We start from the raw sequence: 11,904 nt of genomic DNA, 5'->3' as shown, positions 1-11,904 counted from the left end.
CGTATTGCTCTGCCGTTATTCCAATAGTTAACTGTTCAGAGGAAACTCTTTGTTTAAGATAATCATCGCCATCCAACGAACCTTTGTTATTGAAATAACCAAGATCAGTAGGCGTAAATCCAAAATAAACCACTTTACTACTTCCATCACTGAGTTCCAGCCATGTATGAACCGCACCCTGCCCATTAGTAAACAGGGAGTCATTTTTAATAGTTACAGTGTATGACATAAAATCATCCTAATTTTATTACTTACCATAATGACGTCTAAAAAGTAACGTATAGCTGGAAAAATCCGCGCCAGAACTATAAAGCTCCGGAATTATAATGTAGGACCCAGTGTCCATCTTGCGTAAGTAATCATAACCTACACCGCTATTCTCTAATAATGGCTCAATGTCGGGATAAGCATCAACCTTCGGTACCAATATTTCATGCAAGAGTTCCCCGGTATGAGCGTCATAAATACGGATCGTCCCAGTCAATTCATTTTCTAAGTAAGATCTGATCCTCTTAAAGGCCCTATTAAAAACAACATCTACTACCTTGACGTCCTCCAACGTAAACTTAGTTCTTCTTTTCCGTGGACTACCTGTATCAAAGTAAATCCCCACGATATAATCCCCAGACTTTTCCACCGTAACATAAAGCTGATTAGGAGACAGTTTTCTTAATGGCTTGTTACCAGCGTCCCCCTCTGCTGTGGATTGCGCCACTGCCGCACTGGATTGATCCGCGCGGGTATATGGCGATATGGCCAGGAGAAATAATCCGGCCAGAACAGCAACAATACGCCAGCATTGTTTTGTGGGAAATATTTTCTGGTGATAATCAAACGGCCTTTGCAGAGAGATGAAAAAGAGCGGGTGCTGCATATAAAACCCTTATGTTTGCCAATGTTAATTTAATGGGTTTTATTTACTCCAGATCTTCAATGAGATCAAACAAAATTAGACGATAATTTTATTTCTATAAAATTCAAGATATTAAATCACTGACGCAATACAACGACGAGAATATATCCATTCATTACATCTATAAAATAAAGAATGGCATTCACTAAATAAACCAATGAACGAAAACCACGCTTTTATTTCATCATAAATAATATAAAAACCTTATGTTTTTATCTTTTCCATTCGCCACCTTGATAAATCAAAACCTCTGTTTCTGGATTTCATCACAAGCCTTGCCTTTATCATCTAATCCGACAAAATGCTCAGCCACAATCCCCGCTGTTTTTTCACCAACGGATTATTATTACGGCTGAGGAATACGCCGCAACAAGATGGGGACTGCAATGCCAACAATCTACAAAACCGCAGATCGGTTACAGACATTTGTCCAGATGTTGCAAGCGGCCATCTGACGGCAGAATCTTCTCTGCCGTCAATATCGACACCAGAGGACTACTTCCTCTGCAAGCTGTCAGCGTATTTGCGCGTCAGGCGAAACAGCGCCTCTACCTCTTCCTCAGCCCACTCTGCCAGTACCTGATTCATCAGCCGTGTCCTCGCTACCGCGATGCGTTCAATCACAGTTTTTCCCTGCTCGCTCAAGGTGACTTCGCTGATCCGCCGATCCTGGGCATTAGGTTGTTTGAGCGCCAGTCCCTGCACCTCCAGTTTTTTTACCTGACGACTGACGGTGGTGTAATCGCGCCCCAGGCTATCCGCCAGTTCCACGACCCCTACCGGCCCGTAACGTCCGATGGCCACCAGCAGCGGAAACAGAATTTGATCGATTTGGACATCTGCGGCCTGAAGCAGCTGCTCATCACGAACGGACTGGTTCATCACGCTAATGATATCGAGCAACGCGCCGTGGAAATCGGTAATGTCGTAATTATTATGTGCATCTTGCATATATTTTTTAACCGGGTATAGTGCCGTTATCTATTATGTGCATTTTACACATAATTGCCTTCAGGAGATAACATTATGAAAGCAGCCGTAGTTTTCGATCTGCAGCAGGGCCCTGTCTGGGCCGATTTTACCGATCCGCAGGCCGATGCCCATCACCCCCTGGTAAAAGTGAATGCCGCCGCCATCAGCCATGTGGTGAAAGCTCGCGCCTCCGGTAAGCATTACAGTTTCGACGGCCGGCTGCCGTTTGTGGTCGGCATTGATGGCGTCGGAACGCTGGCCGATGGGCAGCGGGTCTATTTTGCCTTTCCCACTGCGCCCTGGGGCAGTATGGCGCAGTGGGCGCCGGTCGCCGTCGAAAACTGCCTGCCTTTACCAGATGACCTGGATGATATCACCGCCGCCGCGATGGCAAATCCCGGAATGTCCGCCTGGGCCGCGCTCGTAAAGCGTGCCGGACTGGCCGCCGGAGAGAGCGTACTGATCAACGGCGCAACCGGCAGCGCCGGTCAGCTTGCTGTGCAGATTGCCCGCTTCCTCGGCGCAAGAAAGATCATCGCCACCGGTCGGAATACGCAGATGCTGGCCGCCCTCGGTGCCGACGTCTGTATCGACTTAACGGCAGACGATCCAACGCTACAGGCACAATTCAGCGAGCAGGCGGCACAGCAGGTTGATGTGGTGGTGGATTATCTATGGGGCCGCAGCGCCGAACTGATGCTGCCCGCGCTGGCGAAACACAGTCCAGGCAACGCACCGGTGCGCTACGTGCAGGTGGGGTCGCTTTCCGGCGCGGAAATTGCGCTCAACGGCGCGGTGCTGAGAGCGGCCCCGCTACAACTGATGGGCAGTGGTATCGGTAGCCTGTCGATGCCGCAGCTCCTGGCGGCGACCGGCGAAATGCTGCAGGCCGCCGTTGCTGGCGGTTTTACCATCGCCACCACCCCGCTTGCGCTCAGCGAAGTGGCGAACGCATGGCCGCGCGACAACAGCCAGAAACGTACCGTTTTTGTGATTAATTAAAAAAATCGCTTCCGCACAAAAGATGGGGTTGATATCTTAGATGAGAACTATTATCTTTCTCATTACCGAATAGTTGAGAAAAACACTCAGGTATTCGGTACGACATTGCTCACATTGCTTCCAGTATTTTTCGCCCGCACTTGTGCGGGCTTTTTTTTGCCATCATGCCACCTGCCGACAAACGCTCAACACCTGCTGGCGCAGCCAGCCATGACCGGGGGCAAGCTCCTGACGCGGATGCCACATCTGCGAGACGGTAATCTCCGGTGTGCTGACCGGCAGTTCAAACGCGACGATGCCCTCCTGCATGCCATGACACAGACAAGAAGCCGGGACCAGCGCCACCAGCTGCGAGTCTCGGGCAACCGCCAGCGCAGCGGTAAACCCCGGCACCACCGCCGCAATTTTGCGGCTCAGACCCAATTCCGCCAGCGCGTCATCCACGGGCCCACGGACCATCCCATGGCGGGAAACAATCACATGCTCGCAGGCGGCATAGCGCTCGGGAGTAATTTGTCCGCCCTGCGCCAGGGGATGTGTTGGAGCCAGTACGCCAACAAAACGATCGCGAAACAGTGCCTGCAGCCGAATTTCCGGCCCCATATTTTTCAGCACCCCAATCTCCAGATCCACGCTCCCGTCGCGCAGAAACTGCGGTCCTTTTTCACTTTTGGCGACGAAATTAAGCTTCACTCCCGGCGCCTGCGCCGCACAGGCACAAATTAATGCCGGGCCAAAAGCTTCGACAAACCCCTCGTTGGTACGCAGAGTAAAGGTTTGCTCCAGCGTCGGAAGATGAAGCGGCGCAGCGGAGTTGTTGAGCACCGAACGCATCTCAGAAACTACGTTTTGCGTTCGCGCTTTTAAGTTTTGCGCATGCGGCGTTAAGACCATTTTGCGCCCGGCTCTCACCAGTAACGGGTCACCGGTGACCTCACGTAGACGGGTCAGGGTGCGGCTCATCGCCGAGGCGCTAAGCCCTGCGCGTCGCGCCGCCCCCGCCACGCTCTCTTCCGCCAGTAAAATATCCAGCGCCACAAGTAAATTAAAATCGGGATCGGTCATTTGCGTTCCTGGGTTCAGTCATGGCGTCTGCTGCATCTTATTACTGCAAATGCTGCGCCTTCCGCCTGATATGTCCTATGACTATAGTCATGGACTCACGCTTTGCTCAGGGAGTTTTATTATGACCACGATCGTTCGCCCTACCGTCCTGATTGTCGGCGCTTCACGCGGTCTCGGCCATGCGATGGCCGCTGAATTTCTGCGCCATGGCTGGAATGTGATCGGCACCGTACGCGATATTCAACCCACCACCCCGCTGCATCAACTCGCGCAGGAAAACCCCGATCGGGTACGTCTGGAAACGCTGGATATGTGTGACAATGACCAGTTGGCCGCGCTGGATACAAAGCTCTCCGCTGACCGCCTGGATATGCTGTTTGTTAATGCGGGCACCACCAATCGCGATCCGACGCAGACCATTGGCGAAGTCTCCACCGCGGAGTTTATTGCGGTAATGCTGACGAATGCCCTTGCGCCAATGCGGGTACTTGAACGCCTTCAGCACCATGTGACGCCGCAGGGCCTGCTGGGGGCGATGTCCTCAGGCCAGGGCAGCCTGACCAATAATCTCCGCGGCCAGCGCGAGCTCTACCGCGGCAGTAAAGCAGCGCTGAATATGTTTATGCGCAGTTTTGCCGCCCGCTCGACATCACGTCCGCTGGTGGTGATGGCGCCGGGGTGGATTCGTACCGCGCTGGGTGGCGATGACGCGCCGCTGAGTATCGAAGAGACGATTCCTCATCTGGTTAACGTGCTGCTGGCGAAACAGCAGAGGCCTGGTCTGGAGTACCTGGATTATCAGGGCAGAACCGTGCCGTGGTGATCCCGGATAGGCCAGCGCGTCCTCCGCCTTGAAAGAGCCTGGGACGATTATCCCGCAGAACGCATCAATTCCCATCGTTCCAGGACATCGGTGTTAAATTTGACGCCGAAACCTCTATCGTTAAGAAACCCGCCTTATATCTAAAAAAGACAGCAGCAGGAATGAATGCTAAATAGATATAAAATAAATCGCAAAAAAGAATCCCAACTATCATGTTTCCTTCTTAAAAAACCACACAACAACTTTTAACAGAAAATAAATATCCTTCAGTTTGTTATTTCACTCACAAAAAAAGCTTATGAAACCGTCTATCTTCAGAAAAAACACAATCTGTGCTTTATCCTGAACACAAATAGAGGTCATGAGGACGCCCATTATATGAGGAAAGGAGAAAACGAAAAGATAGCATCCCGCCTGAAAGAAGCGCGAGGAATGCGAGGGGTTTCACAAAAAGCACTAGCCGAGATGTGTGGCTGGGCTCAGTCACGCATTGGCAATTATGAGTCAGGAATACGCCGTATCGACGTTAATGATGCAATAACTTTATCCAAGTATTTAGGTATGGAACCTTCTGAACTAATGTTTGGGAAAGATGACAGCACACCCCATTTGCCATGCAGTGATGAGAAAAAATTACTGTGCATATTCAGAAAGTTACCAAAGAACGAACAAAGAAAAATGCTACGAGCATTTAACCGCAGATTAAAAGAAATTAATGAGTATGTTGAAAAATAGCTTAAGGGCTGCCATCCACATTAAACGCCCTTTTAAATCTACTACACATGCAAAGGTAACTGATGGTAATGGAAAACTTCAAATTAAGACTTAAAAATCACATTGAACATGTCAAAAATGTTGGTATTCATTGCACAACTGAAGAAACGACCAAACAGGCGTTGATATTACCATTTTTGGACACTCTTGGATTTAATTCATATGATCCGCAGAAAGTGAAAGCAGAATATGGTGCTGACTTCCCGGGTGTAAAAGTGGGAGAAAGAGTCGACTATGCTCTCTTTTGCCAGGGTGTGCCGGTCATGTTCATTGAAGCAAAGGCCTTTAAAGAGAGAATTGATAACCACTGCCCACAACTTTCACGCTACTTTAACTGTACTCCAGAGGTGACAATTTCAGCGATAACAAATGGATTAGAATGGCGTTTTTTCACTGACCTCCAGGAAAAGAACATCATGGATCCAACACCATTCTTAAGAATTAGAATGGACAGCATTACTGACGCAGATGCCGAACAACTATTTAGGTTTCGCCATGATAAATTTAAACCTGAGGCGCTAAGGACTCTTGCTGAAGAAAGTGTATACATCTCAGCCTTCTCTAAAGTCATAAGCTCTAGCATGAAAGATATTGATTCTGAATTTGTAAGATATGTTGCATCGCGTGCAAATATTGGTCGCCAGCTCAACCAGAGATTTATTGACTCAATCACCCCTTTGGTAAGAGAGGCGGTACAACGTTCAGTTAGCGCCATGGTGGTATCCGGTCTTTCTGCAAATGCGCAAATCGCCGACGAAACAACGACTAAAGAAATCAGTGAGGTCACGGTCACTGACACCGCAGTCGACCTGGTTGACCCAGACAACCCTAATATTGTGACAACGCCAAATGAGCGTTCACTTTTTGAAAAGATCGTGTCAATAATAGGTGCCGACAAAGATATTCAAGCTAAAGACACGGAATCATACTATGGTGTTCTTTATCAGGGGAAAACAAACAGATGGATCGTGCGCTATTATGATAAAAAAAGTCGCTCGTCCATACAAATACCTATTGAATTAACACCTATAGCAATCAATGAAATATCACGTGCACGACTTGAGCATGATGGGACGAGAATATACCTCGACAAACCCGAGGATATTCTAAGGATATCTGGGTTGATATTAGACGCACTCCAGTATGTAACTAATGATGAAAACTTCAAAAAGAAAAAAAATGAGACTACTTGAAATACACTCAATCCCGCGATATGCGGGATTTTTTAATGATGCCTTCTGCATAGTTAAAATCGTCAGGTGTCGCTGGCACAACTAGTTGTGACATCAACATCTGCGGTTTCGTCACTCACGCCGGAAAAATCAGACTGCCACGGAGTTATCACTTAATATAGGAGTCCAGTACTTTCAAAATAACCTCCAGATCTTCTTCTCGCTTCGCCTCGTCCCCTTCATGAACAATGTGCTCGACCAGATGGCCTTTAATGACCTCACGCATTAATCCATTGACCGCCCCGCGTATTGCGGCGATCTGTTGAAGCACGGCGGCACATTCATGCGGTTCATCGAGCATTTTTTTCAGCGCAATGACCTGCCCCTGAATCTTGTTGGTGCGGGCTTTAAGCTTTTTTTGATCGCGGATGGTATGCGACATGCTGCAATCTCCCATGGAAAAGTCGTGGCTGATTCTACCATTACGATTCTACTGGGGGGTAGTATTTAGTACTGGGGGGGAGTAGAATCCAGACACCTTCCACGACCCAGAATTCGACTCATGACCGACTTTACAACACTACTTCAGCAAGGAAACGCCTGGTTCTTCATTCCAGGCGCGGTGCTTCTCGGCGCACTTCATGGGCTGGAGCCAGGACATTCAAAAACGATGATGGCGGCCTTCATCATTGCCATAAAAGGCACGGCCAGACAGGCTGCCATGCTCGGACTCGCGGCCACTCTTTCACACACCGCCATCGTCTGGCTGATTGCTTTTGGCGGAATGTATATCAGTAACCGCTTTACCGCCGAATCGGCTGAGCCGTGGCTGCAGTTGGTTTCTGCCATCATCATTCTCGGTACCGCCGTCTGGATGTTCTGCCGAACCTGGAAGGGAGAAAAAAACTGGCTGACCAGCCAGCAGGAAAGCGAGCGGCACCATCATGATGAATCAAGACTGATCGATACCGGTCATGGCGAAGTGGAACTGTCCATTTTTGAAGAGGGTCAGCCGCCGCACTGGCGTATACGTACGCTCAGCGGAAGAGAATGGGATGCCGGGACTGTTTCGTTAGTCACGCAGCGAGAATCGCCCGCTGGTACGCAGTCATTTGCTTTTGTCGATTGCGGTAGCTATCTGCAGTCAACATCCTCCATTCCGGAACCACATGATTTTCGCGTTCGCCTGTCGCTGGGACATCGCGGCCATGTCCATGATTACGACCTGGAATTTTGCGAGCATGAACATACGCACGATCATACGGAACTTGAAGGGCTGGATGTCGATTCCACAGCGTACCGGGATGCGCATGAGTTGGCCCACGCGCACGACATAGAAAAACGGTTCACCAATAAAGAGGTCACCAACGGGCAGATTTTACTCTTTGGCCTGACCGGCGGGTTAATCCCCTGTCCTGCGGCCATTACGGTAATGTTGATTTGTATCCAGATCAAAGCCCTGGCGCTGGGCGCAACGCTGGTGGTGAGTTTTAGTATTGGACTTGCCCTGACGCTGGTGACGGTGGGCGTGGGGGCTGCAATCGGCGTCCGTCAGGTCGCCAGACGCTGGGACGGTTTTCATACTATTGCCCGCAGAGCCCCCTATTTTTCAAGCCTGCTGATTGCCGCGATGGGTCTCTATCTGGCTATCCACAGCGGGATCGTCCTGCTGAGCTAATCCTGTTCATCTTGTTCCTCTTCTTCGCGCTGAGTATCAAGAAGAGGAACAGGCTGACTGACCATAACCCCGCGGATTAATAGCCGCCTTTATCCGCTCGATTCTCGCCTCTTTTCCGTATTTATCTGTTGTTTGCATGGTACCGTCCGTCACCTAAGTACAACCCGTTACCATCACACTCAACAGTCATGCAAAGCTGTATCTTTGCTCTCCTTGCATCCCTCGCGGCAAAATTCCCCGGACAGGCAATTCATAAGCGATTATTAGACAAAATAACTGACCATCATCAGGGGGCTCGCTTGTGCGAAGCGGCATAACGTCACAGGGGATAACTGAGAGGGTCCGTAGGAAATAAAAAACTGGTCATATCATGACCAGTTTTTTAGAAGGGGTTTGCAGAAGAACTCAGAACCGGTAGCCGGCAGAGAACATAAACACCCACGGATCGATGCGAGTACTGACTTTCTGGTCCACGCCGCCGGCTTTAAATTTCACATCGGTGTCGATATCCATGTACCACAGCGACATGTTCAGCAACCAGTCGCGGTTAATCAGGTAATCCAGCCCCACCTGACCTGCCGCTCCCCAGGAGTCTTTAAGACTCAGATCGCTCAACCCGGCATTTTTACCGGTGTCATTAAAGTCGGCATTAAAGAAGGTGGTGTAGTTAATACCTGCACCGATATACGGGCGTACTTTGCTCTGGGCATCGCCGAAATACCATTGCGCCATCAGCGTTGGCGGCAGCTGATTCACGGTGGCGATGGTCCCGGTCGGGCCAGTGCCAACCTTGTGACGGAATGGCGTGGCCGCCAGTAGTTCAACGCCGATGTTGTCCGTCGCCATATAGGTGAAGGTCAAGCCCAGCTGCGTGTTATTACTGACGTTAAACCCGCCCAGACTGCCTAACACGTTATCAGAACCTTCCGTCGGTCGAACGGTGGCCGAACCCGCACGAATAAAAAACTCTCCGGCTTCATGCGCCCAGACGCTGCCGGAAAGGGTACTCAAAATAATGCCAACCGCTGCTAACTTTTTCATATCCACTTCCTCATTATGGTTATTCAGCGCGGGCTAATATACCCATAACGAGTTACCTTTGATCCGTTCTCGATCACATAAAGTTGTGAGATTTAACATTTATTGATCCAGATTAATTTTTACTTTCATGGCGATACCAAAAAACTCACATTCACATCAATTTTCACTTTCCGGGCAGCGAAAAAATTTTTCCCCGCCCCTTGCCGCCTTCGATGCGTCTGGATAATTTATCTGCCGACAATCTGTGTTGATGCGTTTTTATCAGGTGTAATCATGAGTGAAATCAACCCGTGCATGACGTGCGGTGCCTGTTGTGCGTATTTTCGAGTCTCTTTCTACTGGGCGGAAGCCGACGATGCCGGCGGCGTTGTGCCGACGAAGCTTACCGAGCCGCTAACCCCTTTTCTGCGCTGCATGAGCGGCACCAACCAACGACAAAGCCGCTGCGCCGCCCTCAAGGGGGAAATCGGCGAATCGGTGCACTGCTCAATTTATCAGCACCGCCCCTCTCCCTGCCGCGAATTCGCCCAGTCCGGTGAAGGCGGCGAGGTAAACGAAGCCTGCAACCGGGCCCGCGCCCGCTACGGCCTGCCGCCGCTCATCCCTCTTTACAAAGATATACTTAGCCTGACAACGGCAGAGGCTGCTACCCACGAGGGATTTGCGGTACAATCGCCGGCTAGTTAACACCTGCAATACTCAAGGAGAGTGCATGTCTATCACGGCGAAGACCGTCTACCGTGACACGGGAAATTTTTTTCGTAATCAGTTTGTCACCATTTTACTGATTGCGTTGTTATGCGCGTTCATTACGGTAGTCCTTGGCCATGCTTTTTCACCCAGTGAAGAGCAGCTCTCGATTCTGAGCGAAGGGGATAATCTGGCGGGGAGCGCCGGGCTGTTTGAGCTGGTGCAAAACATGACCCCGGAGCAACAGCAGATCCTGCTGCGCGCCTCGGCCGCATCGACCTTCTCCGGTCTGGTGGGTAACGCCATTCTGGCCGGCGGCGTGCTGCTGATGATTCAGCTGGTCTCCGCCGGACAGCGGGTCAGCGCGCTGCGCGCTATCGGAGCTTCTGCGCCGGTACTGCCAAAGCTGCTGCTGCTGATCCTGTTCACCACCTTTGTGGTGCAGATGGGGATGATGCTGGTGCTGGTGCCGGGCGTGCTGCTCGCTATCGTGCTGGCTTTTGCCCCCATCATGCTGGTGCAGGATAAGCTGGGGATTTTTAACGCCATGCGCAGCAGTATGCGTCTGGTGTGGGCCAATATGCGTCTGGTCGCCCCGGCGGTGATTGGCTGGCTGCTGGCGAAAACGCTACTGCTGCTGTTTGCATCCAGCTTTGCGGTACTGACGCCGAACGTCGGCGCGGTGGTTATCAATACGATCAGCAATCTGATCTCTGCACTGTTGCTGATCTATTTGTTCCGCCTGTATATGCTTATCCGCAACTAAATTAACCTGGGCCGGGACTCTTCCGGCCCTATCTGAACGACGGGTCCGATGTATGAAGCAGTTTCTGGATTTTTTACCGCTGGTAGTCTTCTTCGCCTTCTACAAGCTCTACGATATCTACGCCGCAACCACCGCGCTGATTATCGCCACCGCTATCGTGCTGATCTATACCTGGGTACGCTATCGTAAAGTCGAAAAGATGGCGCTGATTACCTTTGTGCTGGTTGCTGTATTTGGCGGCCTGACCATTTTCTTCCATAATGATGAGTTTATAAAATGGAAGGTCACGGTCATCTACGCTCTGTTTGCCGGCGCTTTGCTGTTCAGCCAATGGGTGATGAAAAAGCCATTGATTCAACGCATGCTCGGCAAAGAGCTGACCCTGCCGCAGCAGGTCTGGTCGCGTCTGAATCTCGCCTGGGCGCTGTTTTTTATTCTCTGCGGTCTGGCCAATATCTATATCGCTTTCTGGTTGCCGCAGAATATCTGGGTCAACTTCAAGGTCTTCGGCCTGACGGCGCTGACGCTGGTCTTCACGCTGTTGAGCGGCGTGTACATCTATCGCCATATGCCGCAGGACGATAACCACTAATCAACGGCAAGCCGGGGGTATCGCTTTTGCCCCCGCTCTCCTTTGCGTTGCGTATTCCCCTCTCCTCGTTTTCAGCGCTTGCTCTTGAGACTCGCGTTATTTGCCGTTTTCCTGACCCGCGTCTTGCGTAGAAAACCGTTCAGTAAGCGCACTCACCTGTATCCGTCTGGCGGAACTGCGGCCTGGCATCAGCGGCAAACGTCCACCGAGTCTGAGACGAAAGAAGACAAACACTGGCCCCGATAACCCACCCACTCTGCGCCTTATTCCCCGCGGCGCCGACAGCTATCTCCTGCAGCCGACGTCAATCCCGCCCGTTTATTCACCATTTCTGCCATAACCCGGGAAAATTGCGCCAATTGTGAGGATTTGATGAAGATTCATTTGCACACATTGAAATGATAATAATTATCATT

Annotated in this window: 13 protein-coding genes; 8 read left to right on the top strand and 5 right to left on the bottom strand. The window is 50.6% G+C overall.

Going from position 1 to position 11,904, the window contains the following annotated elements:
- Positions 1–247: 247 nt before the first annotated feature.
- Positions 248–874 (bottom strand): hypothetical protein, encoded by a 627-nt coding sequence (locus tag MC50_RS19150; RefSeq protein ID WP_047664734.1) that lies wholly within the window; start codon positions 872–874, stop codon positions 248–250.
- A 534-nt stretch (positions 875–1,408) separates the two neighbouring features.
- Complete coding sequence (locus MC50_RS19145; protein ID WP_047664732.1) at positions 1,409–1,864, bottom strand: MarR family winged helix-turn-helix transcriptional regulator; 456 nt, start codon at positions 1,862–1,864, stop codon at positions 1,409–1,411.
- A gap of 75 nt (positions 1,865–1,939) precedes the next feature.
- Between MC50_RS19145 and MC50_RS19140 the strand changes: the two genes are divergently transcribed.
- Positions 1,940–2,887 carry a quinone oxidoreductase family protein gene (locus MC50_RS19140; RefSeq protein WP_047664730.1) on the top strand — a complete coding sequence of 316 codons (948 nt, stop codon included), beginning with the start codon at positions 1,940–1,942 and terminating at the stop codon, positions 2,885–2,887.
- Between the two features lie 162 nt (positions 2,888–3,049).
- On the opposite strand, the gene MC50_RS19135 is transcribed toward MC50_RS19140, so the two are convergent.
- A complete protein-coding gene (locus MC50_RS19135; RefSeq protein ID WP_102990893.1) occupies positions 3,050–3,952 on the bottom strand; it encodes a LysR family transcriptional regulator in 903 nt (300 codons plus the stop codon).
- Between the two features lie 121 nt (positions 3,953–4,073).
- Here MC50_RS19135 and MC50_RS19130 point away from each other — a divergent pair, with 121 nt between their 5' ends.
- From MC50_RS19130 to MC50_RS19120, 3 genes are all read left to right on the top strand, one after another.
- Entirely contained in the window at positions 4,074–4,775 is a 702-nt protein-coding gene (locus MC50_RS19130; protein WP_047664728.1) for an SDR family NAD(P)-dependent oxidoreductase, read from the top strand.
- Between the two features lie 378 nt (positions 4,776–5,153).
- Positions 5,154–5,510 carry a helix-turn-helix domain-containing protein gene (locus MC50_RS19125; protein ID WP_032688140.1) on the top strand — a complete coding sequence of 119 codons (357 nt, stop codon included), beginning with the start codon at positions 5,154–5,156 and terminating at the stop codon, positions 5,508–5,510.
- A gap of 68 nt (positions 5,511–5,578) precedes the next feature.
- The gene (locus tag MC50_RS19120) at positions 5,579–6,742 is read left to right on the top strand and encodes a type I restriction endonuclease (RefSeq protein WP_080748464.1); all 1,164 of its coding nucleotides are present in this window, start codon (positions 5,579–5,581) and stop codon (positions 6,740–6,742) included.
- A 148-nt stretch (positions 6,743–6,890) separates the two neighbouring features.
- Here MC50_RS19120 and rcnR read toward each other — a convergent pair whose 3' ends face one another.
- Positions 6,891–7,163: a Ni(II)/Co(II)-binding transcriptional repressor RcnR gene (gene rcnR, locus MC50_RS19115; RefSeq protein ID WP_032695861.1), complete on the bottom strand. Its 273-nt coding sequence runs from the start codon at positions 7,161–7,163 to the stop codon at positions 6,891–6,893.
- Positions 7,164–7,283: 120 nt separating this feature from the next.
- Between rcnR and MC50_RS19110 the strand changes: the two genes are divergently transcribed.
- Positions 7,284–8,399, top strand: coding sequence for a nickel/cobalt efflux protein RcnA (locus MC50_RS19110; protein WP_047664724.1), 1,116 nt, complete (start codon positions 7,284–7,286; stop codon positions 8,397–8,399).
- Positions 8,400–8,804: 405 nt separating this feature from the next.
- Here MC50_RS19110 and ompW read toward each other — a convergent pair whose 3' ends face one another.
- Positions 8,805–9,440 carry an outer membrane protein OmpW gene (ompW, locus tag MC50_RS19105; protein ID WP_032688142.1) on the bottom strand — a complete coding sequence of 212 codons (636 nt, stop codon included), beginning with the start codon at positions 9,438–9,440 and terminating at the stop codon, positions 8,805–8,807.
- A gap of 273 nt (positions 9,441–9,713) precedes the next feature.
- On the opposite strand from ompW, the gene MC50_RS19100 reads away from it, so the two are divergent.
- From MC50_RS19100 to MC50_RS19090, 3 genes are read left to right on the top strand one after another with little or no spacing between them, the layout of a single operon-like run.
- Entirely contained in the window at positions 9,714–10,127 is a 414-nt protein-coding gene (locus MC50_RS19100; RefSeq protein ID WP_032688143.1) for a YkgJ family cysteine cluster protein, read from the top strand.
- A 25-nt stretch (positions 10,128–10,152) separates the two neighbouring features.
- The gene (locus MC50_RS19095) at positions 10,153–10,896 is read left to right on the top strand and encodes a YciC family protein (RefSeq protein ID WP_032695858.1); all 744 of its coding nucleotides are present in this window, start codon (positions 10,153–10,155) and stop codon (positions 10,894–10,896) included.
- 52 nt (positions 10,897–10,948) lie between these two features.
- Complete coding sequence (locus MC50_RS19090; RefSeq protein WP_004860967.1) at positions 10,949–11,488, top strand: septation protein A; 540 nt, start codon at positions 10,949–10,951, stop codon at positions 11,486–11,488.
- The last annotated feature ends 416 nt before the right edge of the window (positions 11,489–11,904 follow it).

It is taken from the genome of Klebsiella planticola (assembly GCF_000783935.2).
Classification (GTDB): domain Bacteria; phylum Pseudomonadota; class Gammaproteobacteria; order Enterobacterales; family Enterobacteriaceae; genus Klebsiella; species Klebsiella planticola.
Note: the sequence above shows the minus strand (reverse complement) of the source record. Positions and strands in the feature narration are given on the sequence as shown.

Bases quoted from the DNA above. Each gene is read 5' to 3' on its own strand.
- MC50_RS19150 (WP_047664734.1), bottom strand. From the start codon at position 874: ATGCAGCACCCGCTCTTTTTCATCTCTCTGCAAAGGCCGTTTGATTAT.
- MC50_RS19145 (WP_047664732.1), bottom strand. From the start codon at position 1,864: ATGCAAGATGCACATAATAATTACGACATTACCGATTTCCACGGCGCG.
- MC50_RS19140 (WP_047664730.1), top strand. From the start codon at position 1,940: ATGAAAGCAGCCGTAGTTTTCGATCTGCAGCAGGGCCCTGTCTGGGCC.
- MC50_RS19135 (WP_102990893.1), bottom strand. From the start codon at position 3,952: ATGACCGATCCCGATTTTAATTTACTTGTGGCGCTGGATATTTTACTG.
- MC50_RS19130 (WP_047664728.1), top strand. From the start codon at position 4,074: ATGACCACGATCGTTCGCCCTACCGTCCTGATTGTCGGCGCTTCACGC.
- MC50_RS19125 (WP_032688140.1), top strand. From the start codon at position 5,154: ATGAGGAAAGGAGAAAACGAAAAGATAGCATCCCGCCTGAAAGAAGCG.
- MC50_RS19120 (WP_080748464.1), top strand. From the start codon at position 5,579: ATGGAAAACTTCAAATTAAGACTTAAAAATCACATTGAACATGTCAAA.
- rcnR (WP_032695861.1), bottom strand. From the start codon at position 7,163: ATGTCGCATACCATCCGCGATCAAAAAAAGCTTAAAGCCCGCACCAAC.
- MC50_RS19110 (WP_047664724.1), top strand. From the start codon at position 7,284: ATGACCGACTTTACAACACTACTTCAGCAAGGAAACGCCTGGTTCTTC.
- ompW (WP_032688142.1), bottom strand. From the start codon at position 9,440: ATGAAAAAGTTAGCAGCGGTTGGCATTATTTTGAGTACCCTTTCCGGC.
- MC50_RS19100 (WP_032688143.1), top strand. From the start codon at position 9,714: ATGAGTGAAATCAACCCGTGCATGACGTGCGGTGCCTGTTGTGCGTAT.
- MC50_RS19095 (WP_032695858.1), top strand. From the start codon at position 10,153: ATGTCTATCACGGCGAAGACCGTCTACCGTGACACGGGAAATTTTTTT.
- MC50_RS19090 (WP_004860967.1), top strand. From the start codon at position 10,949: ATGAAGCAGTTTCTGGATTTTTTACCGCTGGTAGTCTTCTTCGCCTTC.